Origin of the sequence: Brevundimonas sp. (assembly GCF_029946145.1) — a bacterium.
GTDB lineage: Bacteria > Pseudomonadota > Alphaproteobacteria > Caulobacterales > Caulobacteraceae > Brevundimonas.
In genome coordinates this window covers 19,128-44,833 of sequence record NZ_JAQSDY010000011.1, presented here as the reverse complement: position 1 = coordinate 44,833, position 25,706 = coordinate 19,128, and the positions used below count along the sequence as shown (strand labels likewise).

Below are 25,706 nucleotides of genomic sequence, written 5' to 3'. Positions count from 1 at the left end.
ACGGTAATCTCTATCTTCATCCGGGCGAAGGCCCGGACGCTCCGCCCTGCCTCCCATGTTTGTGGATCGATGTATGATCAACAAGTTTGCAATTCAAACAAGTCTGACGTAGACGGGGTTTGCAACCGAGGGGGAGGACGTCATGTCATCATCTGGAATCCATCAACCGGACCGCCTGCACGGCCTCGACGCCCTGCGCGGCGCCGCCCTGCTGCTGGGCGTCGTCCTGCATGCCTCCATGTCCTATTTCCCGGTCACGATCTGGATCGTCCCGGATACCGACAACTCGCCGGTGGCCAGCGCCATCTTCTTCGCCATCCACCTGTTCCGGATGACCAGCTTCTTCCTGATCGCCGGTCTGTTCGCCCATATGATGCTCGCGCGGCGCGGCGCCTTCGGCTTCATTAAGGACCGCGTGATCCGCATCGCCGGACCGCTCGCGACCTTCTGGACCCCGGTCCTCGCCGCCATCATCGCGGGACTGGTCTGGATGGCGGCCATCCGCAATGGCGGGTCCATTCCGACCGACGGACCGCCGCCGCCGCCGCTGATGCTCGAGACCTTCCCCCTGACCCATCTGTGGTTCCTGTGGGTGCTGCTGATCCTCTATGTCGCCATGCTGGTCCTGCGCGCGCCGTTCGCGATGGCGGATCGCGACGGCGGCCGGGGCCGGTTCGTCGATCGGATCACCGGCGCCCTGATCGGGCCGTGGTCTCCGGCCCTGATGGCCGCGCCGCTGGCGATCGCCTTCTGGCTGACGCCCAACTGGACGCCCTTCTTCGGCATACCGACTCCGGACACGGGGCTGGTCCCGAACGCGACGGCCCTGACCGCCTTCGGGACCGCCTTCGGCCTCGGCTTCCTGCTGGATCGCCGCCGCGACCTGCTGGTCCGCATCGAACGCCTGTGGCCGGTGTTCACGATCGTGGCGCTGGGCGTCGGGACGGCGGCCATGGTCATGCTCGGCGGGCCGGTCCCGGAGCTCGCGCCGGTCACCGATCCGGAACTGAAGGCCCCCCTGGCGGCGGTCATGGCCCTCGCCGTCTTCGCCTCGACCTTCGCGGTCCTGTCGCTGGCCCTGCGCTTCGCCTCCGGATACAGCGCCGTCCGCCGCTACCTCGCCGACGCCTCCTACTGGGTCTACATCGTCCACCTGCCGCTGGTCATGGCCGGCCAGATTCTGGTGGTGAACGAGACCTGGCCCTGGTTCGTCAAGTTCGGCGCCGTCATCGGCGGCACGATGGCGATCAGCCTGCTGACCTATGAACTGCTGGTCCGCCACACCTTCGTCGGCCGCTGGCTGAACGGCCGCCGCATCCCCTGGCGTCGTCAGGCGGGGCCCGTGCTCGCCCCCGCCGAATAGCTTGCCAACATCCCCCGGCTCGTCCACGCCATGGACGAGCCGGCCCCGGAGAATCGCCTCATGCCCGCCCCCGCCGCCAACCCGTCCGCCAGGTCCCGCCTGCATTCGCCCGAAGACGACCTCGCCTTCATGCGCTCGATCGTCGAGGGCGGCGGCCGTCCCTCGCTGACTCTCGCGATCTGCTACCTCGCCGGCGGCCTGCTGTACGGCCTGCAGTGCCTGTTCCACGTCGGCCAGGCGACGGGCCTGATCCGCTGGCCCGATCTCGCCAACCTGGCCTTCGTCGTCGGCATCACCGTCGCCTTCCTGTCGGTCCTGACCTGGGCCATCCTCAAGGACCGCAAGGACGGCGGCGCCAACCGCGGGCCGATGGCCTCCCGCACCCTGAACGCCGCCTTCAGCGCCACCGGCATGGCCAACACCGCCGTGATCATCGTCTTCGGCGTCGGCGCCTTCCGCGACAATGACTTCGCCATCTGGCTCTATTACGCGGCCATCGTCTTCGCCCTCCAGGCCGCCGCCTGGTACATGGCCTGGACGCTGAAGCGGAAGGGCTGGATGCTGGCCACGGCGCTGGGCGGCTGGGTGACGGCCGTGGCGCTGGGCGTGCTGGTGCGCGAACCCCTGTGGTATCTGGGCGTCTGCACCGTCGCCCTGTTCCTGCTGTTCGCCCTGCCGGGCTGGATCATGTTCCGCGAAGCCCGCTCCGGATCGAAGGCGGCCTGATCCATGGGACTGGCCGATCTCGGACGGATCGACGACGTCATCCACGGCCGCATGCGGCTGGGGATCATGGTCTATCTGGCCGATTCCGACGCCGCCGACTTCACCGAGCTGAAGACCGTGCTGGAGGCGACCCAGGGCAACCTCTCGGTCCACCTGAAGACGCTGGAAAAGGCCGGCTATGTCGCCATCGAAAAGAGCTTCCGGGACAACAAGCCGCTGACCCGGGTGTCGATCACCGCCGCGGGCCGCAAGGCCTTCTCCGCCTATCTGGACGCCCTCGGCAGCCTGATCGGGGGCAGGGACGCATGAGCCGTCCCCGCGTCATGGGCATCGTCAACGTCACGCCCGACAGCTTCTCGGACGGCGGCCGGCTGGCGGACGTCAGGGCGGCGGTGGCGCACGGCCTGACGCTGGTCGGGCAGGGGGCGGACATCCTCGACATCGGCGGCGAGAGCACCCGGCCGGGCGCCGAGCCCGTCACGGCGGAGGACGAGATCGCCCGCGTCGTCCCTGTCATCGAAGGTCTGCGCGCCAACTGGGACGGCCCGATCAGCATCGACACCATGAAACCCGAGGTCGCCCGCGCCGCCGTCGCCGCCGGGGCGACGATGTGGAACGACGTGACCGCCCTCGGCCACGCCCCCGACAGTCTCGCCACCGCCGCCGAACTCGGCTGCGACGTGGTGCTGATGCACATGCGGGGCGAGCCGCGCACCATGCAGGCCGAGCCCCGCTACGACGACGTGGTCGCCGAGGTGACCGGCTGGCTGGTCGCCCGGGCGGGGGCCGCCCTGGCGGCGGGGGTGGCGCGCGAGCGGATCTGGCTCGACCCCGGCATCGGTTTCGGCAAGACGGCGGCGCACAATCTGACCCTGACCGCGCAGCTCGACCGGCTGGCCGCGACGGGCTTCCCCGTCCTGTACGGAGCCAGCCGCAAACGGACGATCCAGTCGATCGACCCGACGGCGACCGACGCCGGCGACCGCCTCGGCGGCTCGCTGGCTCTGGCGCTGGAAGCGGCGCGTCGAGGGGCTGACATCGTCCGCGTCCATGACGTCCGCGAAACCGTCCAGGCGCTGGCGGTTCAGGCCGCCGTCGGCGCCACGATGGGCTGATACGCCATGATCCGGCTTGCCGAGTCGCCCGCGATCGACCATCCAGCGCGGATGACTTCGCCCCTTGGACGCGTGCTGATCATCGCCGGCTCGGATTCGGGCGGCGGAGCCGGAATCCAGGCCGATATCAAGGCCGTCACGGCGATGGGCGGCTACGCGGCCACGGCCATCACCGCGATCACGGTGCAGAACACCCTCGGCGTTTACGGCGTCCATCCGCTGCCGCTGGATCTGATCGAGGCCCAGGCGCGGGCCGTGCTGGACGACATCGGCGCCGACGCCGTCAAGACCGGCATGCTGGGCTCCCGCGAGGTCGTGGAGCGGGTCGCCGCCATCCTGGACAGCTGCGACGCCCCGGCGGTGGTCGATCCGGTCATGGTCGCCAAGGGCGGGCAGAGTCTGCTGGCCGATGACGCCATCTCGGCGGTCAGGGCGCTGATGATCCCCCGCGCCGCCCTGCTGACGCCCAATGCGCCCGAGGCCGAGGCCCTGACCGGCCTCGACGTCGCCGATCTCGACGGCCAGCGGCGGGCCGGCGAATTCCTGCTCGGCCTCGGCGCCAGGGCGGTGCTGATGAAGGGCGGCCACATCGCGGGCGAGACCGTCATCGACGTCCTCGTCACTCCGAACGGCGAAACCCTGCTGGAGGGACCGCGCCTGGACACCCGCCACACCCACGGCACCGGCTGCACCCTGGCCAGCGCCTGCGCCGCCGGGCTGGCGAAGGGCCTGCCGCTGGAGGCCGCCGTGGCCGAGGCCTGGGCCTATGTCGCCGAGGCCATCCGCCGCGCGCCGGGTCTGGGGGGCGGACACGGACCGCTGGACCACGGCTGGCCGATGAGGCGCGACACGTGAGCGATCCGGAAGCACGGCTGGTCGGCATCGTCCGCGCCGACCCGGGCCTGATGCATGTGCTTCAGACGGTGCGGGATCAGGATCTGCCGGACTGGCGGATATTCTCGGGGGCGGTCTACCAGAGCGTCTGGAACGCCCTGACAGGCCGGCCGGCGGGCTATGGCGTCCGCGACTATGACGTCGGCTATTTCGATCCGGATACCAGCTGGGACGCCGAGGACGCCGTCATCAAGCGGGTCGCGGCGGCCTTCGACGAACCGTTCCGCGGCATCGTCGAGGTCCGCAACCAGGCGCGGGTGCCGATCTGGTTTCCGGCCCGTTTCGGCGAACCCTACGACCCCATTGCGGGCACGGACGAGGCCCTTGAGCGGTTCGTGGCCCCCGCCTTCGCCATCGGGGTGCGGCTGGAGAAGGACGACACGATCAGCGTGGCCGCGCCGCTGGGCATGAACGACATGTTCGCCCTGACGCTGCGGCCCAACCCGAACCGGGGACTGGCCAGGGACTGGGCGCGGGTGGTCGAGCGCGCGCTGTCGCGCTGGCCGGAACTGACCATAATCGAACCGGAAACCGCCTGATGCGCCAGTGGACCGTCGACGCCTTCGCCTCCGTCCCGTTCATGGGCAATCCCGCCTGCGTGGTCGAACCGTTCGACCAGTGGCCGTCCGACGACTGGATGCAGGCCCTGGCCCGGGAGAACAATCAGGCCGAGACCGCCTTCCTGCTGCGTACGGCCGATCCAGCACGTTTCGGCCTGCGCTGGTTCACCCCCGGGATGGAGGTCGATCTGTGCGGCCACGCCACCCTGGCCTCGGCCCATGTATTGCTGGCCGAAACGGGTCTTGAGGCCGCGAGCCTGACCTTCGATACCCGCTCGGGTCCGCTGACCGTCAGGCGCGCGGCCTCCGGCTACGAGATGGATTTTCCGGCCGACCCGCCGCGCCGATGCCCGACACCGCCCGCCGGGCTGGCCGAAGCGTTGGGGGTCGAACCGGTCGAGGTCTGGGCGGGCCGCTATCTGGTCGCGGTGCTCGCCGACGCCGCGGCCGTGCATGCCGTTTCGCCCGATGTCCGCGCCCTGACGTCCATCCAGGGCGATGCGGGCGAGATCGGGCAGGTGATCGTCTGCGCCCTGGCTGATGCGTCCGATGGCGTGGATATCGTCGACCGGTTCTTCGCCCCGGGCTGCGGCGTTGACGAGGATCCGGCGACCGGATCGGCGCACTGCATCCTGGGCCCGCTGTACGCTGACAAGCTGGGCCGCGACATCCTGCGTTTCCGGCAGGTGTTCCCGGGGCGGGGCGGGGACATCGAGACCGAGGTTCGGGGCGATCGCGTCCTGCTGCGCGGCCGGGCGACGACCGTGATCGAAAGCCGGCTGCGGCTGATCGAATAAGGAAAGGGGCGCGACCCTCGCGGATCGCGCCCCCCGGATCCTCGGGGAGGAAGATCAGGCCCTAGTAGCGACGGTTGTCGTTGTCGCGGCGTTCGGCGCGCACCTGGACCGACAGGCGGTCGTAGCGGCGGTCCAGTTCGATGCGTTCACGGGCCGAAAGACCGCCCCGCATGTAGCCGGCTTCAAGCCGGACCAGCTGGTTCAGCTCGGCGCGAAGGCGCAGCGCTTCCCGGCGGCTCAGCTGGCGGTTGCGCTCGCCCTGGTCGATCCGGCGGTCCAGCTGATATTTGCGCTGGGAGATCGCCTGCCAGCCGCCGCGGTTGTCGCGCTCGTAACGGTCGCCGCGACGGTCCTGCTCGTAGCGGTCACCACGATCACCGCGATACTCTTGCTCGTAGCGGCCGCGATCATCGCGATCGCCGCGATACTGACCTTGATAGTTCTGGGCCATGGCCGGGACCGCGATGGAGGCCGCGGCCAGGGCGATGGCGGGGATGAGAAACTTCTTCATCTGACGTCTCCTTGGCGGTTCGACGCGGACCAGGTGGCCGGCGTTGGGACGGAGAAAACCATTTCGAGCCTGAGCCCGATCTGAACGGTCCGCGTCAGCTACCGTTCATCGGCGTGAAATCGTCGTAACGCGCGCCTGCCCTGTTCCGGAATGCCCGTCCGCAGGCGCGCGCGAGAGGCGGCGCGAACGGTAAAATATGTCTATGCTGTCTGTTCAGCCCGCGTTCAGAGGCTGCGGCCTAGACCTCGATCCATGATCCGTTTTTCCGCCATAGGACTTGCCGCCCTGATCGCCGCCGCGCCCCTGTCGCAGGCGGTTGCGCAGGATCGCGGTCCGCGCGGCGAGCGCCAGCAGCAGGACGAGCGGCCACAACGGGACGAGCGCCCGCGCGTCAGCGTCGGCGAAGCCGTGCAACGCGCCTCGTCGGGCCGTCCGGGCCGTTTCCTCGGCGCCAGCGACCGGGGCGGAACCATCGTGGTGCGCTGGGAATACCCCGGTGGCCGGATCGCCGACATAATGGTGGATGGCCGTACCGGCCGCGTCATTGGAGAACGCTGAATGCGCGTACTGCTTGTCGAGGACGACGTAGACCTGTCGCGCCAGCTGAAACTCGCCCTGGGCGACGCCGGCTATGCCGTGGATCACGCCGCGGACGGCGAGGAAGCCCACTTCCTCGGCGACACCGAACCCTATGACGTTGTGGTGCTTGACCTGGGGCTGCCCAAGATCGACGGCGTCTCGGTGCTCGAGCGCTGGCGCCGGGACGGCAAGACCACGCCGGTGCTGATCCTGACCGCGCGCGGCGCCTGGTCCGACAAGGTGGCGGGCTTCGACGCCGGCGCCGACGACTATCTGACCAAGCCCTTCCATACCGAGGAGCTGCTGGCCCGCCTGCGCGCCCTGCTGCGCCGCTCGGCCGGCATCGCCTCGGCCACCCTGTCGTGCGGCGGCCTGAGACTGGACCCCCGCGCCGCCCGCGCCACCGTCAACGGCGAGCCGCTGCGCCTGACCTCGCTGGAATACCGGCTGCTGCACTATCTGATGATGCACCAGGGCCGGGTGATCAGCCGCACCGAGCTGGTCGAACACCTGTACGACCAGGACTTCGACCGCGACTCCAATACCATCGAGGTGTTCGTCGGCCGACTGCGCAAGAAGATCGGCCCGGACCGGATCGAGACGGTGCGCGGCCTTGGCTATCGGCTGACGCCGCTGATCGGGGAGTCCGAGGCGGCGTGACCGAAGGGGCGGGGGGCGAAGCGGATCCGGTAGCCGACGGCAGGACCTGGGGGCGCTGGTTCGGGCGTCCGGGCCACAGCCTGACGCGGCGTCTGATCTGGCTCGCATCGGCCTGGATCGTCATCGCCCTGGTCCTGACGGGCTGGATGCTGACGTCCCAGTACCAGGAATCAGCGCTGCGCCGGCTGGGCAACATGCTGGCCGACACCATCGACGAGGTGGTGATCGCGACCAACGCCACGCCCGACGGCGTCGTGGTCGCGGAGATCAATGACGCACAGACGAACCGCGCCCTGTCCGGCCAATACTGGGCCGTCGCCGAACTGGATGGCGAAGAGGGCCTGCGCTTCATAGCCGGCTCGCCCTCGCTGGCGGGTGAGCAACTGGCGGTGCCGCGCGATCTTCCCAGCCGGCTTCGCGCCGCGACGGGGACCACCATCAGCTACAACGATCCGGGCTTCCTGCACCCGCCCCTGCGCCAGCCCCTGCGCGTCGCCGCCAGCCTGAAGTCGCTGCCGGGGCGCAGCGAGCCCCTGGTCTTCATGGCCGCGGTGGACCGGACCAATATCGAGAACGACACCCGGCAGTTCGCGACCTTCGCCTGGAGCGCCCTGCTGATCCTCGGCACAGGCCTGGTGATCGCCGTGTTCCTGCAGGTCCAGATCGGCCTGCGCCCGCTGTTCGCCCTGCGAAACGAGATCGCCGACGTGCGCAAGGGCCGCATCTCCCGCATCGCACGCAACTATCCGGTCGAGATCCAGCCCCTGGCCGAACAGGTCAACCGTCTGCTGGACCAGAACCAGGAAACCGTCGAGCGCCAGCGGACCCATGTGGGCAATCTGGCCCATGCGCTGAAGACCCCGCTGTCGGTCATGCTGGCCGAGGCGGGAAACCAGCCCGGCGATCTGCCCGATATGGTGCGCAAACAGACCGAGGTGATGAAGGCCCAGGTCGATCACCACCTGCGCCGCGCCCGCGCCGCCGCCCGCGCCCAGCTGCTGGGGGAGCGCACCCCGATCGCCGAGGTGCTGGACGAGCTGGCCGTCATGCTGGAACGGGTGTTCGAGTCCAAGGGCGTGGAGATCGACTGGCGCGCGCCCGACGAACTGGGCTTCCGGGGCGAACGGCAGGACCTGCAGGAAATCCTCGGCAATCTGATCGAGAACGCCTGCAAATGGTCGCGCCACCGGGTCCGCATCTCGGCCGGCCCGACGGGTCTGGGGCAGATGGTGGTGGTGGTCGAGGACGACGGCCCCGGCCTGCCCGCCGATCAGCGCGAAGCCGCCCTGGAGCGCGGCGCCCGGATGGACGAGACCACCCCCGGATCGGGTCTCGGCCTGTCGATCGTCGTCGAGCTGACCCGGGCCTATGGCGGTCGCATCACATTGGCCGACAGCGATCTGGGCGGGCTGAAAGTGCTGCTGGAATTGCCCGCCGCCGAGGCCTGACAGAGCCTGGTCGAACAGCGCTTGTTAACCCTGACTGTGCACTGTGGGAGACGGTCGGGCGTCTTCCGACCCTGGGAATGCTGAATGTCGGGGCTGACCGTCGCCCACAAAGTCGCGCTCGCCGCCATGCTGGAGCGGTGCCCCGACGCCATGCTGAAAACCGTGGCCTCCGCCGTCGCGCCCCTGTCGGGCGGCCGGGCGGCGGAACTGCGCATGATGCTGGCGGACGAGCAGCGCGATCGCGTGCGCCGCCAGTTCGTCATGGCTCCCCTGATCCCCATGTTCCGGGCCCGCGTCGACGGCGTCGAGGCCCTGACCTTTCCCTCTCCCGTCCTGGCGCGCCTGTGGAAGGCGGCCAGCAACCGCGAACCCGAACTGCTGTCGCGCCTGGACGGCGATCAGCCGTCAGTCGTCGTCGCCGACCGCATCTGCCTGGCCGGCGCCGCCATCGTGCGCGACAAGCCCGACCTGATCTGGCCCGGGGGGAACGAACCCGCGCGCGTCGCCGGGCTTGAGGATCTGGCGGCCTGCCTGGACCTGGCCCACATGGCGCGGCGCGGTCTGCCCTCGCTGGAGGTCTGGCTGAAACGTCCGGACGGCGACCAGATCGCCGAACTCCGCCTGCTGCTCAAGGATTGCGCAGGCATCCGCCTGGACGGCGCCCAGCGGGTGCTGGAAATCCTGTTCTCCCATCTCGAAGACGCCGTTCTGATCCTCCGCATCGTTACCCAGACCTCCTGCGCCGTGGACCAGGAAGGCTTCCTCAGCGCCTCGGAACTGGCCGGCTTCGTCGACCGGCTGATCGCGGGCGTCGACGAGCGCGCCGTACGGATCGCCGCCTTCAAGCCCGCCGCCGACATAGCCCGGGTCAAGGACGTCATCGCCGACCTGACCTGGTGCGCCAATGTGCTGGGCGAGCTGGACGTGACCCTGACCCTCAATCCCCAGAGCGTCTGGGGCAAGTCTGTACGGGACGGCCGCGTGGCCATCGCCGGGCGGCTGTCGGCCCTCCTTCGGGCCGCCGACAAGGCCGTGGATCAGGCCTTGCCGATGGAACGCGTCCAGACAGCGGGCCGCATGACCCGCAAGGCGCCGCAACTCGACGCCCCGATCGGGGGCGACACTATTCTGGCCGCGCGCAGCCTGCTGCGGCTGGTGGGTTCCGTGCGCGGTCCGGCCTCGACCTTCGGCTGCGAGGCCGACCGGAAGACCCTCGTCGAGACCTTGACCGCGCGACTCAGCGACTATGCCGATCAGGTTCTGCGGATGGTCAATGACGGTGAGACGCCTGACGAAGCGCACGCCATGAAGCTGATCGCCTTCACGGCCCAGTGCCTCGATCTCGTCGCCGCGACGGAGGCCGCCCGCACGGTGCGGCGTCGGGCCGCGGTCGCGGCAGGGCCCTCAGGCGGCGGCGGGGTCTCGTCGCGCGCCGCCTGATCGGCTACAGCCCACGTCGATGACGGTTTTCTGGATCATGACGGCGCTGATCACCGCGCTCGCGGGCCTGCTGGTGCTGGCCGGCGCGCGGCGTGGCGCGGACGCGGGCGAAGGCGTCGCCGCCCTGACCGCGGCGGCTGAACTGGCCGAACTGGATCGACTCAAGAGCCGCGGCCTGCTGGACGAGGCGGGCTGGACCGCCGCGCGCGCCGAGGCGGGCCGGCGCATCCTGTCGGCCGAACGGGAATCGGTCCCCGTCCGTGCGGGACCGAGGGACCGGCTCTGGGTGCTGGTCGGGGTCGGGATAGCCGCGGTCGGGGCGCTGGGCCTGTATGCCCTCTCCGGAACGCCCGGTCTGCCGGATCAGGCCTATGAACGCCGCGTGGACCAGTGGTCGACGGAACTCGACACGCTTGAGGCGCCGCAGATCGCGGCGGTCGCGGCGCGCGTCGTGCGCGAGCGGCCCGACGATCATCAGGCCCTGACCATGCTGGGCGCCGCCCGCTTCGAGGCCGGGGATGCGATCGGAGCGGCCTCGGCCTTCCGCCGCGCCCTGGCCCTGCAGCCGGACGACGCGCAGAGCTGGGCGCGGTTGGGCGAGAGTCTGGTCCGGTCCAACGCCGGCAAGGTCGACGGCGAGGCCGAAGCGGCCTTCGTTCAGGCCCTTCGCCGCGACCCCGGCCAGCTGGGCGCGCGCTATTTCCTTGGCGAGGCCGCCATGGCCCGTGGCGACGGCGCAACGGTGCGCGCCATGTGGAATCCGCTGATCGCGGCGCTGGATCCTTCCGATCCGCGCCGGGCCGGTCTGGAAGAACGGCTGAAGGCCATGGAGACGGGCGTTTGAACTGGCTTCCGAAGTCGCCCAGGGCGCGGCGCCGTCTGTGGGTCGTGGCGGCGGTCGCGCCGGTTCTGGTGCTGGCCGTGGGCCTGTCGCTGTACGCCATGCGTGACAGCGTCACCTTCTTCTTCTCTCCGTCCGAAGCCACCGAGGCCAAGGCTCCGGCGGGCCGTGTCGTTCGCCTCGGCGGTCTGGTCGAGGCCGGCAGCGTGAAGCGCGGCGGTGACGGCGAGGTCGTCTTCTCCGTCACCGACAATGTCGCCGCGACCCGGGTCGTCTATCAGGGCGACCTGCCTGACCTGTTCCGCGAAGGGCAGGGCGTGGTGGCGCAAGGGGCCTTCCTGCCCGACCGCTCGTTCCGCGCCACCCAGGTGCTGGCCAAGCACGACGAAAACTACATGCCTCGCGAAGTGGCCGATCGGCTGAAGGCCAAGGGCGAGTGGCGACCCGAAGGCGGGGCTCCGCGCTCATGATCGTCGAACTGGGCGCCTTCGCCCTCGTCCTTGGGCTGGTTCTGTCGGCGCTGCAGACCGCCATGGCGGTGGCCGGCCGGATGCGCCACAGCCCCGTGCTGGCGGGCGCGGCCCAGGGCGCGGCGATCGCCGCCGCGGCCTCCGTCGCCATCGCCTTCGGCGCGCTGATCTTCGCCTTCGCCGTGTCGGACTTCTCGGTCGCCAACGTCGCCGGCAACAGCCACACTGACAAGCCGATGCTCTACAAGGTGGTCGCCGCGTGGGGCAGCCACGAAGGGTCTCTGGTGCTGTGGTGCCTGGTCCTGACGGTGTTCGGCGCGGTGCTGGCGCGGGCCCGCAACCTGCCGTTCGGGCTCAAGATCTCGGCCATCGGGACACAGGGCATGCTGGGCGTGCTGTTCCTCGCCTTCGCCGTCTTCACGTCCAACCCGTTCGAGCGGCTGGACCCGGCGCCCTTCCAGGGGGCGTCGCTGAACCCGCTGTTGCAGGACCCCGCGCTCGCCTTCCATCCGCCCATGCTCTACAGCGGCTATGTCGGGTTTTCGGTCTGTTTCTCGCTGGCCGTGGCCGCCCTGATCGAGGGCCGCGCCAACGCCAGCTTCTGGCCCGCATGGGGCCGCTGGGTCCGGCCCTGGGCCCTGGCCAGCTGGTCCCTCCTGACCGTCGGCATCACCATGGGGGCCTTCTGGGCCTATTACGAACTGGGTTGGGGCGGCTGGTGGTTCTGGGACCCGGTCGAAAACGCCAGCTTCATGCCGTGGCTGGCGGGCACGGCCCTGCTGCACAGCGCGGTGGTCACCGAGCGTCGCGGCGCGCTGGCGGGCTGGACGGCCTTCCTGGCCCTGCTGGCCTTCACCTTCTCCATGCTGGGGGCCTTCCTCGTGCGTTCCGGCGTGCTGACCAGTGTGCACGCCTTCGCCGTTGATCCCGAACGCGGCATGATGCTGCTGGCCATCCTGGGCGCGACCGCGGGCGCGGCCTTCGCCCTGTTCGCCTGGCGGGCGCCCCGCCTGAAGGGTGGCGGCCAGTTCGCTCCGGTCAGCCGCGAAGGCGCGCTGGTCCTGAACAACCTGTTCCTCACCGCCGCCTGCGGCACGGTGCTGCTGGGCACGCTCTATCCGCTGATCCTCGAGGCGGCGAACGGAGCGACGATCTCGGTCGGGCCGCCCTATTTCGCCCTGACCTTCGTCCCGCTGATGGCCGCCGCCTTCCTGATCCTGCCGGCCGGACCGATGCTGGCGTGGAAGCGCGGTGACCTGAAAGGCGTGGGCCAGCGTCTGGCCGTCGCCGCCGGACTGGCCTTGCTGGCGGCCCTGGCGGGCTGGATGGCGTTCGAACCGCGCAAGGCCCTGTCCGCCGCCGGGATCGGACTGGGCGGCTGGCTGGTGCTCGGCGCCCTGGCCGAGGTCGCCGATCGTATCCGGCTCTTCCGCGTGGCTCCGGCCGAGAGCCTGCGCCGCGCGCGGGGCCTGCCGCTGGGCTCGTGGGGCACGGTTCTGGCCCACGCCGGGCTGGGGGTGTTCGTCCTCGGGGCGGTGGTCGAGACCGGTTACCGTGTCGAGGCCGCGCGGACCGTGGCCGTCGGGGAGATCGTGACTGCCGGGCGCTACAGCGTGCGGCTGGATGGCGTCCGTGTCGTCGAGGGTCCGAACTATCTGTCAGAGCAGGGCGAACTGACCGTCTCCCCGCGGGGTGGCGGTGCGACGCGCACCGTCACGGCCGAGCGCCGGTTCTTCCCCGCGGGCGGGCAGACCACGACCGAGGTGGGGCTGGACTTCCGGGGTCTGGACGACGTCTATGTCGTCCTGGGCGAGCGGGGTCAGACCGCCGCCGGCGCCCCGGCCTGGAGCGTGCGCGTCTGGTGGAACCCGTGGGCGCGGCTGATCTTCCTCGGTCCCTTCATCATGGCGTTGGGCGGGGTCCTGTCCCTGCTCGACCGGCGCCTGAGGCTCGGCCTCGGCAAGCGCACGGCGGCGGCGTGAAACGCGCCCTGCTCATCGCCCTGGCCGCCGTCGGCCTGATGGCCGCCGAACCGCCGCCCACGCCCGACCGCCCCCTGCCGGACGCGGCGCAGGAGGCCCGGGCCAAGGCCCTGTTCGCCGACATTCGCTGCGTGGTCTGCCAGCACGAAGCCATCGCCGACAGCCCCGCCGGCATCGCCGCCGACATGCGCCGGCTGGTGCGCGAGGAGATCGCCGCCGGCCGCACCGACGCCCAGGTGCGCGAGGACCTGGTGCGCCGCTATGGCGATTTCGTCCTGTTCAAGCCGCCCGTGCGGGCCGGGACCTGGCTGTTGTGGTTCGGGCCGCTTGCGGCGTTGGCGGCTGTCGGGATCGGCCTTCTGGCCCTCGCACGGGGCCGTCGCGAAGAAACGCCGGCGCTTTCGGCCGATGAAGAGGCCCGCCTGGCTGATATTCTCGCCTCTGAAGCGGATCGCCGCGATCCTGACGCAAAGGCGTCTGACGACTGACGTCTGACGGGACCTATCATCGCGCGATGCGTTGGTGAAACGGGTCACTGTCCTATATTCATTGTCGAAACGGGCCGTTCCACGCCCGAGAGGATCGCAAAGAACTCCATGATGAAGCGCAAGGAATTCATGCTCGGGGCCGTCGCGGGCCTGGCCTTCGCCGCCGCCGCCACCGCGGGCGGGGTGATCGACTGGCCGACAGCCGAGGCCGGTCCGGTCGCGGGCGTCAGCGGACGTCTGGCGCCCAGCGCCGGCGCCTCGGGTCTCGCTTTCGCGCCGCCGCAAGGCGCCCCGCTCAGCTTCGCCGACATCTTCCAGCAGGTCGCACCCGCCGTCGTCCAGATCGACGTCAAGACGCGGATCACGCGGCCCAACATGATCCAGATCCCCGGCACCCCCTTCGCCATTCCGAACCCCAACGGCGGTGAGCAGGGTGAAGAGGGCGCGGACGGCGAGGAGGGCGCGACCGCCATGGGCGCCGGTTCGGGCTTCTTCATCGCCGCCAACGGCTTCATCGTCACCAACAACCACGTCGTCGCCGACGCCACCGAGATCAAGGTCAAGCTGGCCGACGGGCGCGAACTGGTCGCCCGTCTGGTGGGCCGCGACGAGGACACCGACCTGGCCGTGATCAAGGTCGAGGGCAGCGACTTCCCGTTCGTCAATTTCGAGGAAACGGCCCAGCCTCGCGTGGGCGACTGGGTCATCGCCGTCGGCAATCCGTTCGGCCTCGGCGGCACCGCCACGGCGGGCATCGTCTCGGCGCAGGGGCGCGGCGACATCGATAACAACACGCCCTACACCGACTATCTGCAGATCGACGCCGCCATCAACCGGGGCAACTCGGGCGGCCCGACCTTCGACATCTACGGCCGCGTCATCGGCGTGAACTCCGCCATCTATTCGCCTACCGGTGGCTCGGTCGGTATCGGCTTCGCCATTCCGGCCACGGTCGCCAAGCCGATCACCGACCGCCTGATGCGCGGTGAGAGCATCGCCCGCGGCTATGTCGGCGTCGGCATCCAGAACCTGAGCCGCGAGCAGATCGCGGCGCTGGGACAGGGGGCGGACTTCACCGGCGCCTGGGTGGGACAGATCACGCCCGGCGGACCGGCCGACAAGGCCGGCCTGCAGATCAACGACATCGTCACCCGTCTGAACGGCCAACCGGTTCGGGACCGCAACGACCTGACCCGGCGCATCGGCTCGGTCGAACCCGGACAGACCATCCGGCTGGAAGTTTTGCGCGACGGCCGTCTCCAGACCGTGAGCGTGCGCGCCGGCGCGAGGCCGTCCCAGGCCGAACTGAACGCCGATCCGGCCACGCCGGGATCGGCCGATCAGGAAGCGCCCGAGGGGGCCGGACAGTCGGTCGGCGGTCTGACCGTCGCGCCGATGTCCGACGTCCTGCGCCGCCGTTACTCGATTCCGGCCAATATCAACGGCCTCGTCGTGACGGCCCAGGACACGGTCGGCGAACTCCGCTTCCGGCCCGGCTTCGTGATTACGAACAGCGCCTCGGGGCCGATTCGCACCCCCGCCGATTTCGCCGCCGCCATCAGCGCCGCCCGTCGGGCCAACCGGGGGGTCTTCCTCGTGGTCTGGACGCCGGATCAGGGCAGCGTGCCCGTGGTGCTGGACGTTCCGAAGTCTGAATAAGCCTTAACTGCCCCGATCGCCGCCGATGCGCTAACATCGGCGGCGATTCTCGTTTTGGGGGACTGATCGATGCGTATTCTGGTGGTCGAGGACGATGCCGAGGCCGCGACCGCGATGGTCCGGGGCCTGACCGAGGCGGGCCATGAGCCCACCCACGCCGTCGACGGCGCCTTCGGCCTGCTGGAGGCCCAGAAGGGCGGCTATGACGTCTATGTCGTCGACCGCATGATGCCCCGCCTCGACGGCATCGGCATGGTCGAGACCCTGCGCAAGGACGGCGACCAGACGCCGGTGCTGTTCCTGTCCGCCCTCGGCGAGGTCGAGGACCGCGTCACGGGCCTCAAGGCCGGCGCCGACGACTATCTGGTCAAGCCCTACGCCTTCTCCGAACTGATCGCCCGCGTCGAGGCCCTGTCGCGCCGCCGCGAGACCGGCTCGGTCGCCACCATGCTGAAGGTCGGCGATCTGGAGATGAACCTGATCTCGCGCTCGGTGCACCGCGCCGGCAAGGAGATCGACCTGCAGCCGCGCGAATTCCAGCTGCTGGAGTTCCTGATGCGCCACGCCGGCCAGTCGGTGACCCGCACCATGCTGCTGGAGAAGGTCTGGGAATACCATTTCGATCCGCAGACCAACGTCATCGACGTCCATATCAGCCGCCTGCGCGCCAAGATCGACAAGGGCTTCGATCACGCCATGCTGCAGACCGTGCGCGGGGCGGGCTACCGGCTGGAGCCGTAGGCGAGTCAGGCGCCTTGTTTCTCCCTCCCCCTCCGGGGGAGGGTGGTCGCGAAGCGACCGGGTGGGGAGGGCTCGGCGACATGGCGATAATTGCCCGGGCCCGCGCCCTGCGAAAGAAGATGACGCCGGCTGAGGCCCGCCTTTGGGTTCGGTTGCGAGATTTGCGAAACGAAGGGCTTCATTTCCGTCGCCAGTCGCCCCGACGGGGCTATATTCTGGATTTTGTCTGCCTGGACCGCAGGCTGGTCGTGGAGGTGGACGGCGGTTCGCATCACGATGATGATCGGGCGCGGAAGGATCGGGTTAGGGACGCTGTTTTGGCTCGGGAAGGCTTTTTGACGCTGCGGTATGCAAACGAGACCGTGCTTCACGACATTGAGCGGATCGTCGAGGAGGTTCGGGCCGGTTGCCGAGCCCTCCCCACCCGGTTGGCGCGATGCGCCAACCGCCCTCCCCCGGCGGGGGAGGGAGAATCTGTATGAAACTCCCCTCCCTCCTTCGCCGCACCCCCTTCCGGCTGACGCTGCTGTTCCTCGCCCTGTTCGCGGCGGCGGCCAGCGCCATCCTGGCCTGGGTCTATTTCGCCTCTGCGTCCGAGGCGCGGACCAAGGCCGAGCGAGACGTGCGCGGCGAGATGCAGGTCCTGACCGGCATCTACAACCAGCGCGGCTTCGACGCCCTGAACCGCGCGCTGATCGACCGGTCGCTGACGCGCAGCTCGTTCGTCTACCTGCTGATGAATCCGGACGAGAGCCGGGTGACCGGCAGCCTCAGCATCTCGCCGATCGAGACGATGGAGGGCGATCGCCAGTGGATCACCTTCACCTTCACCGACACGGACGCTGAAGGGAATGTGACCCGGCCGCAGGTGCGGGCCGTGCAGCAGCGCCTGTCAGGTGGCGAAATGTTGCTCGTGGGCGCCTCGCTCAGCGACACGGAGGCCTATCTGGCCCGTCTGACCCAGGCCCTGTGGGCCGCCATGGGCATCGTCCTGCTGCTGGGCCTCGCGGGCGGCATTCTGGTCAGCCGCAATCTCGAACGGGCCATGGGCCGGCTCGGCAAGGTCGTCACCGCGGTTCAGGAGGGAGACCTCAAGGCGCGGGCGGTGGTCAGGAACTCCGGCGACGAACTGGACGAGCTCGGCGCGGGGCTGAACACCATGCTGGATCGGCTCGAGGGGTCCATGGCCTCGATCCGGCACGCCGGGGACGCCATCGCCCACGACCTGCGTTCGCCCCTGACGCGGATGCGGGCCAAGCTGGAAGTGGCCCTGATGGACGCCGAAGCCGGCAAGATCGACGGCGTCGACGCCGTGCAGCTGGCGCTGGACGAGGCGGACAGCCTGCTCAAGACCTTCAACACCGTCCTGGCCATCGCCCGCCTGCAGGCCGCGGCGGGCCGCACGCCGGACCCCAGGCTGTTCGACGCCGCCGACCTCGCCGCCGACATGGCCGAACTCTACGAGCCCGCCAGCGAGGACAAGGGACTGGAATTCTCGGCCGAGATCGAGCGTGGCCTGATGATCGAGGGCAACCAGCCCTTCCTCGCCCAGGCCCTGGCCAACATCATCGACAACGCCATCAAATACACCCCGACCGGCGGCGCGGTGATGCTGCGCGCGCGGCGGCGGTCGTCGGGCGAGATCGAATACTCGGTCACCGACACCGGCCCCGGCGTGCCCGAAGGGGACCGCGAGCGCGTCATCGAACGGTTCGTGCGTCTGGACAACAGCCGCACCGAGGCGGGCTCGGGTCTGGGCCTGTCCCTCGTCGGCGCGGTGATGGAGGCGCACGGCGGCCGCATCATTCTGGACGAGGGTCCCGGCGCCTACGGCGGCTTCGGTCCCGGCCTGCGGGTGGCGCTGGTTCTGCCGGCGGCGGAATGACCGCCGCCCTGGGCTCGCGCCTGGGCGCCTGTGGTCCCGTCGTCGACGCCGCCGCCGCCGCCCGGGCCGAGGAGCGCCTGACCGAGGCGGCCGCGGAGGGCGGCTGGACCTCGCCCCTGCGAGCCGCCTGGCCCGCCCTGGCGCCTGCGTTCGCCGCCTCGCCCTATCTGTTCGGCCTCGCCCGCCGTTGGCCCGAGCGGCTGCGCGCGGTGCTGGAGGATGGGCCCGACGAGCGGCTGGCGGAGATTCTGGCGACCACTGACGCCCTGACCGGCGGCGCCGACGAGGTCCGGGCGCCCCTGCGCCGGCTGAAGGGCGAACTCCACCTGCTGACCGCTCTCTGCGACCTCGGCGGGGTCTGGGACCTCGACGGCGTCACCCGGGCCCTCAGCCGCTTCGCCGACGCCTCGACGCAGGCCGCCCTGCGCGCCGTGGCGCATGACCAGCGGGACCGCGGCAAGCTGATCTCGGCCACGGATGATCCGCGCGGCCCGATCCCCGGCCTCTTCGGCCTGGCCATGGGCAAGCACGGCGCGTTCGAGCTCAACTATTCCTCCGACATCGACATCAGCCTGTTCTGGGAGCCCGAGGCGCTGGAAAGCGCCCTGGCCGAGGGCGTCGAGCCGCAGAAATTCCTCGATCGCGTCGCCCAGGCCCTGTCGTCCCTGATGCAGGAGCGGACCGGCGACGGCTATGTCTTCCGCGTCGATCTGAGGCTGCGGCCCGATCCGTCATCGACCCCGCCGGTCGTCGCCACGCCCTTCGCCCTGTCCTACTACGAGGGCGTCGGCCAGAACTGGGAGCGGGCGGCCTTCATCAAGGCCCGGGCCATGCTGGGCGACATCGCCGCCGGGCGCGATTTCCTGAAGGCCCTGACGCCCTTCATCTGGCGGCGCAGCCTCGACTTTCCCGCCATCCTCGACATCCAGTCGATCAAGCGGCAGATCCACGTGCACAAGACCGGCGAGGGGCTGGACGCCGCCGGCGCCAATCTGAAGCTGGGCCGGGGCGGTATCCGCGAAATCGAATTCTTCGCCCAGACCCAGCAGCTGATCCTCGGCGGGCGTGACCCCGCCCTGCGCAATCCCCGCACGGTCGAGGCGCTGGCCCTGCTGCGTGCTGCCGGCCACGTGACCCCGGAGGCCTGCGCCGAACTGACCGCCGCCTACGCCACCCTTCGCGGTCTGGAACACCGGGTGCAGATGCTCGACGACGAACAGAGCCACACCCTGCCGGTCGATCCCGTCCGTCGCGCGGCCGTGGCGGCGCTGGCGGGCGAAGGCGATCTCGCCGTCTTCGACGCCGGGGTGGAGACGCTGCTGGTCGGGGTCAACCGCCGCTATGGCGAACTGTTCGAGGGCGAGGAAGCGCTGTCGTCCCCCTATGGCTCACTGGTCTTCACGGGGGTGGAGAACGACCCCGAGACCCTGCTGACCCTGGCGCGGATGGGGTTCGCCGAGCCGGCGGGCGTGGCCGATACGATCCGCAGCTGGCACCACGGACGCATTCCGGCCACCCGCTCGTCGCGCGGGCGAGAACTGTTCACCCGCCTGGCGCCCCGTCTGCTGACCCTGCTGGCCGACACCGGCGCGGCGGACGCCGCCTTCCGCCGGTTCGCGGTCTTCTTCGCCGGGCTAAGCGCCGGGGTCCAGGTCCAGGCCCTGTTCCTCGCCCAGCCTGGATTGTTCGAACAGGTCGTCGGCGTGATGGCCTTCGCGCCCCGTCTGGCGCGAACCTTGGGCCGCTATCCCGCAGCGCTGGACAGCATGCTGGACGCCCGCTTCGCACAGGTCATTGACGAAGATTCCGGCCTCGCTGACCAGCTTCTGGCGGACGCCGCCGCGGCGCCCGACTTCGAATCAGCGCTCGACGGCGCGCGCCGGGTGCATCGCGAGCAGATGTTCCGCATCGGCATCCAGACCCTGACCGGCCGCGCGGACCCCGAAGCGGCGGGCCGCGCCTATACGGCCCTTGCGGACGCCGTCATCGCCGCCCTGGCGCCCGCCGCCATGGCCGAGGCCGTGCGGCAGGGCGGGGCCCTGACCGGCGGCGCGGCGGCCGTGATCGCCCTCGGCAAGGCCGGCTCGCGGGAGATGACAGCCAGGTCCGACCTCGACCTGATGACCCTCTATGACGCCCCGGCCGAGGCCGTATCGGGCGGCAAGGGCTGGGCGCCCGGCGTCTTCTATTCCCGCTTCACCCAGCGGCTGATCGCGGCCCTGTCAGCGCATACGGCCGAGGGCGGACTGTACGAGGTCGACATGCGGCTGCGGCCCGGCGCGGCCAAGGGCCCGGTGTCGCTCAGACTGGAAGCGGTGCGGGACTACTACGCCGCCGAGGCTGACACCTGGGAGTTCATGGCCCTGACGCGGGCGCGGGTGGTCTGGACCGACGACCCCGCGTTCGGCGCGCGGGTGGAGGCGATGATCGAGGCCATCCTGCGTCGGCCCCGTCCGGGCGTGGACGTGGCGGCGGACGCCCGGCGCATGCGGGACCTGATGGCCCGCGAGCGGTCGGGGCAGGGCTTCTGGGATCTGAAGCTGTCACCGGGAGGCCAGGTCGATGCCGAGTTCGTGGCCCAGGCCGGGCAGCTGGCCGGAGCGGCGGTCGGCGGCCCGCTGACGGTGTCGACGCTGGACGCCCTGTCGGACCAGCCGGCCCTGGCGGCTGCATGGCGGCTGCAGCAGGCGCTGAACCAGATCCTCAGCGCCGCCTTTGACGACAGACCGGACCCGGACCAGGAGCCCGAGGGCTTCCGCCGCCGCCTGGCCGAGGCGGCGGGGATGGAGGATTTCGAAGTCCTGAAGGCGCATCTGGCCGGGATCCGGATCGCGGCGCGGGCGGCCTTTGAAAACGCCCTGCCGGCCGTCGGCGACGGAGACTGACCCGGCCGCCGTTTCACTCTCCAGACAGGGACGAAACGGCCGCGTTGGGCGGCCCTGGAGATCATCTGATGAGAAAGACCCTTCTGGCCGGCGCCCTCGCCGCCCTGACCCTGGCCGCCGCGGGCGGCGTCGCCCTGGCGCAGCAATCCCCGGCCCGGGGCTTGCGGGCCGACGCCGATGGCGACGGCCGCATCAGCCGGGCTGAGTTCGTCGGCCGACGCGTGCAGCGCCTGACCACCGCCGACGCCAACGGCGACGGCTCTGTCGCGCCCGAGGAAATGCGCGCCGCCGCCCAGGCGCACATGGCCCAACGCGCCGACGCCCGTTTCCAGCGTCTGGACGCGAACAGTGACGGCGCCATCAGCCGCGCCGAGTTCGACAGCCGGCGTGCGGCACGCGCCGAGGCCGGTTCGCAACGCGCCGCCCGTCCGGGCCGTATGCATCCCGGCGCCGGCATGGCCCATCGCGGCCAGCACATGGAGGGACGAGGCCCGGTCTCGATCGCCGAGGCGCAGGGCAAGGCCGAACAGGCCTTCACCCGCATGGACGCTGACCGCGACGGCTTCATCACCGCGGCGGAACGCCAGGCCGGCATGCAGGCGATGCGCGAACAGCGCCACGGGCGGATGAGCGAACACCGCGCCGCGCGCCAGGCGTCGCCTCCGGCGCCCGCTTCGGAGTAGGATGATGGATGGGGCGACGGTCATTGGCCGACTGACCCTTTCGCGAACGACGGGAGAGGGCAGGATTGGCGTTGATCGCCGACCCCGACGAGGAACTGGTGCGCCGCGTGGGTCAGGGCGACCCCGCGGCCATCCAGGCCATGGTGGCCCGCAAGCTGCCGCGGATGCTGGCGCTCGCCCAGCGCATGCTGGGCGATCCCGTCGAGGCCGAGGACGTGGCCCAGGACGCCATGCTGAGGGCCTGGAAACAGGCGCCCCGCTGGACGCCGGGGCAGGCCAAGTTCGACACCTGGCTTCACCGGGTGGGTCTGAATCTCTGCTACGACCGGCTGCGCCGGCGGCGCGAGGTCCCGACGGATGCTCCGCCGGACCGGCCCGACGACGGCCCCTCGCCCGACCGGGGCCTGATGGCCGCGGATGTTGGCGCGCGGGTGAATGCGGCGCTTGCGCGTCTGCCCGTTCGTCAGCGCGAAGCGGTCGTCCTGTGTCATTATCAGGAACTGACCAATATCGAGGCCGCGGCCCTGATGGAGATCAGCGTCGATGCGCTGGAAAGTCTGCTGGCGCGTGGGCGGCGGGCGTTGAGACTGGCCCTGGCCGATATCCGGCCGGGGACTGAAGGAGTTTGAGAGCGATGACATCCGAACGGTTCCTCGCCCTGATCGCCGCCTGGGGCGCCGACGCCCGGCGTTGGCCCGAAAACGAACGTGCGGAAGCCCGGGCTTTCGCCGCGGCCCATCCCGAAACCGCGCACGCGGCCCTGGCCGAAGCGGATGCGGTGGACGCCCTGCTGCACCTGTCGCGCGCGCCCCATCCTTCAATGGCGCTGCGCGACCGCGTGATCGCCTCGGCTGCCGAAGCCGGCCTGAAGGCGCGGCGCGAAGGCCGTCGCTGGCTGGACCGCCTGACCCTGGCGTTCGGCGCCGGCTGGGCTGCCGCCGCCTGCGCGGGCGTGGCCGCGGGCTTCATGATGACGACCCACCTGACCGCCGACGCCCAGGCTGACGCGGTCCTGTATCAGGCGTCGTTGATGGGCGTGGATGACACCGAGGTGCTGGGATGACGTCCCGAACGCTGAAGATCGCCCTCGCCGCTTCGGTGGCCCTGAATCTGTTCGCCATCGCCGCGGGGGGCAGCCTGTTGGTCACCCGCGCCCAGGTCGAAAAGCGGGTCGAGGCGCAGCACCGGGCGCCCCGCGCGAACTCGCCCATGGCGCTGATCGGCCAGCTGGACCCGGCGGTGCGCGACCGGGTGCGCGACACCCTGCGCGCCTCGGCTCTCGAGGGCCGTCCGGATTTCGAGGAAGCCCGCCAGAAGCGGCGCGAGGCGGTCCGGATCGCCTCGTCCGACGCCTTCGACAGCGCCCGGGTGACCACCCTGCTGGCGGAGTCCCGCGAAGCCGAACTGCGGGGCCGCGCCCGGCTTGAGACGGACGCCGTCGCCGTGCTGGACACGCTGGAGCCCGCCGATCGCAAGGCCCTGTCGCAAATCCTGACGCGTCGCGGCCGCGGCGTCGTGCGCAGCGACAATCAGAAAAAGGGGTCGGCTCCGGCCAACTGAACGGCCTCAGGCCGCGCGGGCCTGTTCCGTCCGGGCGGCGCCGGGCCGCCGGATCGGCAGGACGAAGCCCACAGTGGTTCCCCGCCCGGGCTCGCTGGCGATGGTCAGGACACCGCCGTGCAGCTCGATCAGCGACTTGGTCAGGGCCAGGCCCAGGCCGGTGCCCTGGGTGGTCTTGGAGTGCTGGCCCTCGACCTGTTCGAACGGCCGCGCCAGCCGGTCCAGGTCCTTGGCCGCGATGCCGATGCCGGTGTCGGTCACGGCCACCCGCACCCGGTCATCGTCCTCGCGTGACAGGGCCACGACGATGTCGCCGCCCTCGGGCGTGAACTTCACCGCGTTCGAGATCAGGTTCAGGACCACCTGCTTCAGACCGCGATAGTCGGCGTCGATCTCGGGCATCTCGGGGGCGTCGACCAGCAGGTTCAGACCGGCCTCCTGGATCTTGCCGCGCATCAGCCGCGTCGCGTCCTCGACCACCTCCTTCAGCGACACCGTTTCATAGTGCAGCGTCAGCTTGCCGGCCTCGATCTTGGCCATGTCGAGGATGTCGTTGATCAGACTCAGCAAATGCTGGCCCGACCTCAGGATGTCGGCGGCATAGCCCTTGTACCGGGCGTCGCCCAGCGGTCCGAACATCTCTCCGGCCATGATTTCCGAGAAGCCGTTGATGGCGTTCAGCGGGGTGCGCAATTCATGGCTCATATTGGCCAGGAACTCCGACTTGGCCTGGTTGGCCGCCTCGGCCCGCGTCATGGCCACCTCGTATTTGCGCGCCAGCAGCGACAGGCGCTCCTCGCGGTCCTCCAGCTCGGTGATCGTGACGTGCAGTCGTTCGGTGGCCCGCTGGCGCTCGGCCTCCTTGCGCTTGATGGCGGTGATGTCCGCCGCCGTCACGACCGAGCCGCCGTCCGAGGTGAAACGCTCGACCAGTTGCAGCCAGCGCCCGTCGTTCAGTTCGATCTCGCGCGCGCCGGCCCGTCCGCCCGCCGCGGGCTGGTCCGAGGTGATGGCCAGGGCGGCGATGCGGTTCAGGTCCTGTTTGAAGGCGCCGCGGCGAACGACGCCCTCTTCGAAGCCGAACGCGTCCTGGAACGCCTGGTTGGACAGGATCAGCCGGCCCTGTTTGTCGAACAGGACGAAGGCGTCCGACACGCTCTCGATTCCGTCACGCAGCCGGCTCTCGGCGGCCTGGGCCTGGGCCTTGGCGCGGCGGGCCTCGGTGGTGTCCAGGGCCACGCCCAGCACGCTGGTGAAGCCTTCATCGCCCCGGTCGCCACGCGCCTGGCCCCGTGCGTCGATCCAGCGCGCCCTGCCCTGGGCGTCCGAAACGGGGAAGCTGACGTCGAAGGTGCCGAAGGTCTGGGCCTGACGCACGGCGTGCAGCACCGCCTCGTGATAGCGCGGGTGGATCCGGGCCAGCATCTCGTCGCTCGTGACCGTGCCGCGCTGCTCCAGGCCCATCAGCTGGGCCATGTAGTCCGAGATGGTGACCACGTCGCTGTCGGTGTCCCATTCCCACACGCCGCACCGGGCCGCCTCGACGGCGCCGCGGAACCGCTGTTCCGAGGCCGCCCATTCCTGGCTTATGCCCTGCTGCCGGCGTTGCAGCAGCAGCGCCAGCAGGACCACGAACGCGCCGATTCCGACCGGCGCGGTCAGCACCCAGACATCGTCCAGCAGGGCGTCGGTCCCGACGGTGACCGGCGTCGAGGCGACGGCGATCAGGCCGGAGTCCCCGACCGCCGCGCCAGTGCGGCGGATGGCGTGCCCGTCGTCGCGCAGGGTGACCCCCTGGCCGTTGGCGGCCACGGGCACAACCGAAAGGCCCAGTGCGGCGGCGTCCATCCGGGCGCTGGTCAGGACGGTGTCCGGCGCGGACAGGATCGAGCGGTTGACGCCATCCTGAGCGACCAGCGCCGGCAGGGGCGCGCGGCCGACCAGTCGGCGTCCGCCGCCAAGCGGATGCGAGATCAGGACGGCCTTGCCGTCGGCGCTCAGGCGCGGGCGGTCGAGGGCGGCGATGAACAGCCGGGCGTCTCCGCCCGTGACCGCGACCGGGCGCCCCGCGCCGTCGAGAACGGCGAAAGCTCCGCCCGGTGCGGCGGCGCGGGCGCGCTGCAGGATTTCCGCGGGAGAACCGGCGCTGACCGCGGCGACGCGGACGGCGGCCTGTACGGGGGCGATGCGGGTTTCGAGATCGAGGGCCAGCAGGCGGGCCTCGCGATCGATGGCGCTCAGGCGCAGGGCGTCGGCCTCCAGTCCCGGTCGCGCCATTTCACGGGCGAACAGCAAGACATAGGCGGCGACGGCCAGGGTGACGGTCAGCAGGGCGATGCGAAGCCACGCCGGCGGGCCCTTGCGCCGGTCCGCTGAACGCCTTCCCTCGCTGGTTATGCGGCGCTCGTTGCCCCGCAAG

At 70.5% G+C, this 25,706-nt stretch carries 26 protein-coding genes; 24 read left to right on the top strand and 2 right to left on the bottom strand.

Features of this window, described 5'->3' with window-relative positions:
- Window positions 1–142: 142 nt before the first annotated feature.
- The 7 genes from PSV23_RS04340 to PSV23_RS04310 are packed head-to-tail and all read left to right on the top strand — an operon-like array spanning window position 143 to window position 5,455.
- Window positions 143–1,363, top strand: a complete 1,221-nt coding sequence (locus PSV23_RS04340) for an acyltransferase family protein (protein ID WP_300466294.1) — start codon at window positions 143–145, stop codon at window positions 1,361–1,363.
- 60 nt (window positions 1,364–1,423) lie between these two features.
- Window positions 1,424–2,089 carry a hypothetical protein gene (locus tag PSV23_RS04335; RefSeq protein WP_300466293.1) on the top strand — a complete coding sequence of 222 codons (666 nt, stop codon included), beginning with the start codon at window positions 1,424–1,426 and terminating at the stop codon, window positions 2,087–2,089.
- A gap of 3 nt (window positions 2,090–2,092) precedes the next feature.
- A complete protein-coding gene (locus PSV23_RS04330) occupies window positions 2,093–2,398 on the top strand; it encodes a transcriptional regulator (protein WP_300466292.1) in 306 nt (101 codons plus the stop codon).
- Complete coding sequence (gene folP / locus PSV23_RS04325; protein WP_300466291.1) at window positions 2,395–3,204, top strand: dihydropteroate synthase; 810 nt, start codon at window positions 2,395–2,397, stop codon at window positions 3,202–3,204. Before PSV23_RS04330 ends, folP begins: the two co-directional genes overlap by 4 nt.
- Window positions 3,205–3,255: 51 nt before the next feature.
- On the top strand, window positions 3,256–4,059 hold the full coding sequence (gene thiD, locus PSV23_RS04320; protein ID WP_300466295.1) for a bifunctional hydroxymethylpyrimidine kinase/phosphomethylpyrimidine kinase: 804 nt from the start codon (window positions 3,256–3,258) through the stop codon (window positions 4,057–4,059).
- A complete protein-coding gene (locus tag PSV23_RS04315) occupies window positions 4,056–4,637 on the top strand; it encodes a nucleotidyltransferase family protein (RefSeq protein WP_300466290.1) in 582 nt (193 codons plus the stop codon). Before thiD ends, PSV23_RS04315 begins: the two co-directional genes overlap by 4 nt.
- Window positions 4,637–5,455, top strand: a complete 819-nt coding sequence (locus tag PSV23_RS04310; RefSeq protein ID WP_300466289.1) for a PhzF family phenazine biosynthesis protein — start codon at window positions 4,637–4,639, stop codon at window positions 5,453–5,455. The genes PSV23_RS04315 and PSV23_RS04310 overlap by 1 nt, the downstream gene beginning before the upstream one ends.
- Before the next feature lie 61 nt (window positions 5,456–5,516).
- Here the strand turns inward: PSV23_RS04310 and PSV23_RS04305 are convergent, their stop codons facing one another.
- Entirely contained in the window at window positions 5,517–5,966 is a 450-nt protein-coding gene (locus tag PSV23_RS04305; protein ID WP_300466288.1) for a hypothetical protein, read from the bottom strand.
- A gap of 252 nt (window positions 5,967–6,218) precedes the next feature.
- Between PSV23_RS04305 and PSV23_RS04300 the strand changes: the two genes are divergently transcribed.
- From PSV23_RS04300 to PSV23_RS04225, 17 genes are all read left to right on the top strand, one after another.
- Window positions 6,219–6,524, top strand: a complete 306-nt coding sequence (locus tag PSV23_RS04300; RefSeq protein ID WP_300466287.1) for a hypothetical protein — start codon at window positions 6,219–6,221, stop codon at window positions 6,522–6,524.
- The gene (locus PSV23_RS04295) at window positions 6,525–7,205 is read left to right on the top strand and encodes a response regulator transcription factor (protein ID WP_300466286.1); all 681 of its coding nucleotides are present in this window, start codon (window positions 6,525–6,527) and stop codon (window positions 7,203–7,205) included.
- Window positions 7,202–8,653, top strand: coding sequence for a sensor histidine kinase (locus PSV23_RS04290; protein ID WP_300466285.1), 1,452 nt, complete (start codon window positions 7,202–7,204; stop codon window positions 8,651–8,653). Before PSV23_RS04295 ends, PSV23_RS04290 begins: the two co-directional genes overlap by 4 nt.
- 84 nt (window positions 8,654–8,737) lie before the next feature.
- Complete coding sequence (locus PSV23_RS04285) at window positions 8,738–10,093, top strand: hypothetical protein (RefSeq protein WP_300466284.1); 1,356 nt, start codon at window positions 8,738–8,740, stop codon at window positions 10,091–10,093.
- A 19-nt stretch (window positions 10,094–10,112) separates the two neighbouring features.
- Window positions 10,113–10,937: a c-type cytochrome biogenesis protein CcmI gene (ccmI, locus tag PSV23_RS04280; protein ID WP_300466283.1), complete on the top strand. Its 825-nt coding sequence runs from the start codon at window positions 10,113–10,115 to the stop codon at window positions 10,935–10,937.
- On the top strand, window positions 10,934–11,404 hold the full coding sequence (ccmE, locus tag PSV23_RS04275; protein ID WP_300466282.1) for a cytochrome c maturation protein CcmE: 471 nt from the start codon (window positions 10,934–10,936) through the stop codon (window positions 11,402–11,404). The genes ccmI and ccmE overlap by 4 nt, the downstream gene beginning before the upstream one ends.
- On the top strand, window positions 11,401–13,386 hold the full coding sequence (locus PSV23_RS04270; protein WP_300466281.1) for a heme lyase CcmF/NrfE family subunit: 1,986 nt from the start codon (window positions 11,401–11,403) through the stop codon (window positions 13,384–13,386). The genes ccmE and PSV23_RS04270 overlap by 4 nt, the downstream gene beginning before the upstream one ends.
- Window positions 13,383–13,874 (top strand): cytochrome c-type biogenesis protein CcmH, encoded by a 492-nt coding sequence (locus PSV23_RS04265; RefSeq protein WP_300466280.1) that lies wholly within the window; start codon window positions 13,383–13,385, stop codon window positions 13,872–13,874. Before PSV23_RS04270 ends, PSV23_RS04265 begins: the two co-directional genes overlap by 4 nt.
- 108 nt (window positions 13,875–13,982) lie before the next feature.
- Window positions 13,983–15,533 carry a S1C family serine protease gene (locus PSV23_RS04260; RefSeq protein ID WP_300466279.1) on the top strand — a complete coding sequence of 517 codons (1,551 nt, stop codon included), beginning with the start codon at window positions 13,983–13,985 and terminating at the stop codon, window positions 15,531–15,533.
- Between the two features lie 69 nt (window positions 15,534–15,602).
- Entirely contained in the window at window positions 15,603–16,274 is a 672-nt protein-coding gene (locus PSV23_RS04255) for a response regulator transcription factor (RefSeq protein WP_055830951.1), read from the top strand.
- 80 nt (window positions 16,275–16,354) lie between these two features.
- Window positions 16,355–16,756, top strand: a complete 402-nt coding sequence (locus PSV23_RS17365) for a DUF559 domain-containing protein (protein ID WP_366524206.1) — start codon at window positions 16,355–16,357, stop codon at window positions 16,754–16,756.
- Window positions 16,753–18,159 carry a HAMP domain-containing sensor histidine kinase gene (locus PSV23_RS04250; protein WP_300466278.1) on the top strand — a complete coding sequence of 469 codons (1,407 nt, stop codon included), beginning with the start codon at window positions 16,753–16,755 and terminating at the stop codon, window positions 18,157–18,159. The genes PSV23_RS17365 and PSV23_RS04250 overlap by 4 nt, the downstream gene beginning before the upstream one ends.
- The gene (locus PSV23_RS04245; RefSeq protein WP_300466277.1) at window positions 18,156–21,044 is read left to right on the top strand and encodes a bifunctional [glutamine synthetase] adenylyltransferase/[glutamine synthetase]-adenylyl-L-tyrosine phosphorylase; all 2,889 of its coding nucleotides are present in this window, start codon (window positions 18,156–18,158) and stop codon (window positions 21,042–21,044) included. Before PSV23_RS04250 ends, PSV23_RS04245 begins: the two co-directional genes overlap by 4 nt.
- 68 nt (window positions 21,045–21,112) lie before the next feature.
- On the top strand, window positions 21,113–21,727 hold the full coding sequence (locus tag PSV23_RS04240) for an EF-hand domain-containing protein (protein WP_300466276.1): 615 nt from the start codon (window positions 21,113–21,115) through the stop codon (window positions 21,725–21,727).
- Between the two features lie 65 nt (window positions 21,728–21,792).
- Entirely contained in the window at window positions 21,793–22,356 is a 564-nt protein-coding gene (locus PSV23_RS04235; RefSeq protein WP_300466275.1) for an RNA polymerase sigma factor, read from the top strand.
- Between the two features lie 5 nt (window positions 22,357–22,361).
- On the top strand, window positions 22,362–22,790 hold the full coding sequence (locus tag PSV23_RS04230) for a hypothetical protein (protein ID WP_300466274.1): 429 nt from the start codon (window positions 22,362–22,364) through the stop codon (window positions 22,788–22,790).
- On the top strand, window positions 22,787–23,287 hold the full coding sequence (locus tag PSV23_RS04225; protein ID WP_300466273.1) for a periplasmic heavy metal sensor: 501 nt from the start codon (window positions 22,787–22,789) through the stop codon (window positions 23,285–23,287). The genes PSV23_RS04230 and PSV23_RS04225 overlap by 4 nt, the downstream gene beginning before the upstream one ends.
- 6 nt (window positions 23,288–23,293) lie before the next feature.
- Here the strand turns inward: PSV23_RS04225 and PSV23_RS04220 are convergent, their stop codons facing one another.
- Window positions 23,294–25,705 carry an ATP-binding protein gene (locus PSV23_RS04220; RefSeq protein ID WP_300466272.1) on the bottom strand — a complete coding sequence of 804 codons (2,412 nt, stop codon included), beginning with the start codon at window positions 25,703–25,705 and terminating at the stop codon, window positions 23,294–23,296.
- Window position 25,706: the final 1 nt, after the last annotated feature.

What these genes read in the sequence shown, in the direction of transcription:
- PSV23_RS04250 (WP_300466278.1), top strand. Translation starts at nt 16,753, where the DNA reads ATGAAACTCCCCTCCCTCCTTCGCCGCACCCCCTTCCGGCTGACGCTG.
- PSV23_RS04245 (WP_300466277.1), top strand. Translation starts at nt 18,156, where the DNA reads ATGACCGCCGCCCTGGGCTCGCGCCTGGGCGCCTGTGGTCCCGTCGTC.
- ccmI (WP_300466283.1), top strand. Translation starts at nt 10,113, where the DNA reads ATGACGGTTTTCTGGATCATGACGGCGCTGATCACCGCGCTCGCGGGC.
- folP (WP_300466291.1), top strand. Translation starts at nt 2,395, where the DNA reads ATGAGCCGTCCCCGCGTCATGGGCATCGTCAACGTCACGCCCGACAGC.
- PSV23_RS04230 (WP_300466274.1), top strand. Translation starts at nt 22,362, where the DNA reads ATGACATCCGAACGGTTCCTCGCCCTGATCGCCGCCTGGGGCGCCGAC.
- PSV23_RS04340 (WP_300466294.1), top strand. Translation starts at nt 143, where the DNA reads ATGTCATCATCTGGAATCCATCAACCGGACCGCCTGCACGGCCTCGAC.
- PSV23_RS04310 (WP_300466289.1), top strand. Translation starts at nt 4,637, where the DNA reads ATGCGCCAGTGGACCGTCGACGCCTTCGCCTCCGTCCCGTTCATGGGC.
- PSV23_RS04285 (WP_300466284.1), top strand. Translation starts at nt 8,738, where the DNA reads ATGTCGGGGCTGACCGTCGCCCACAAAGTCGCGCTCGCCGCCATGCTG.
- PSV23_RS04270 (WP_300466281.1), top strand. Translation starts at nt 11,401, where the DNA reads ATGATCGTCGAACTGGGCGCCTTCGCCCTCGTCCTTGGGCTGGTTCTG.
- PSV23_RS04260 (WP_300466279.1), top strand. Translation starts at nt 13,983, where the DNA reads ATGATGAAGCGCAAGGAATTCATGCTCGGGGCCGTCGCGGGCCTGGCC.
- PSV23_RS04300 (WP_300466287.1), top strand. Translation starts at nt 6,219, where the DNA reads ATGATCCGTTTTTCCGCCATAGGACTTGCCGCCCTGATCGCCGCCGCG.
- PSV23_RS04330 (WP_300466292.1), top strand. Translation starts at nt 2,093, where the DNA reads ATGGGACTGGCCGATCTCGGACGGATCGACGACGTCATCCACGGCCGC.
- PSV23_RS04335 (WP_300466293.1), top strand. Translation starts at nt 1,424, where the DNA reads ATGCCCGCCCCCGCCGCCAACCCGTCCGCCAGGTCCCGCCTGCATTCG.
- PSV23_RS04240 (WP_300466276.1), top strand. Translation starts at nt 21,113, where the DNA reads ATGAGAAAGACCCTTCTGGCCGGCGCCCTCGCCGCCCTGACCCTGGCC.
- PSV23_RS04295 (WP_300466286.1), top strand. Translation starts at nt 6,525, where the DNA reads ATGCGCGTACTGCTTGTCGAGGACGACGTAGACCTGTCGCGCCAGCTG.
- PSV23_RS04225 (WP_300466273.1), top strand. Translation starts at nt 22,787, where the DNA reads ATGACGTCCCGAACGCTGAAGATCGCCCTCGCCGCTTCGGTGGCCCTG.
- PSV23_RS04255 (WP_055830951.1), top strand. Translation starts at nt 15,603, where the DNA reads ATGCGTATTCTGGTGGTCGAGGACGATGCCGAGGCCGCGACCGCGATG.
- PSV23_RS17365 (WP_366524206.1), top strand. Translation starts at nt 16,355, where the DNA reads ATGGCGATAATTGCCCGGGCCCGCGCCCTGCGAAAGAAGATGACGCCG.
- thiD (WP_300466295.1), top strand. Translation starts at nt 3,256, where the DNA reads ATGACTTCGCCCCTTGGACGCGTGCTGATCATCGCCGGCTCGGATTCG.
- PSV23_RS04305 (WP_300466288.1), bottom strand. Translation starts at nt 5,966, where the DNA reads ATGAAGAAGTTTCTCATCCCCGCCATCGCCCTGGCCGCGGCCTCCATC.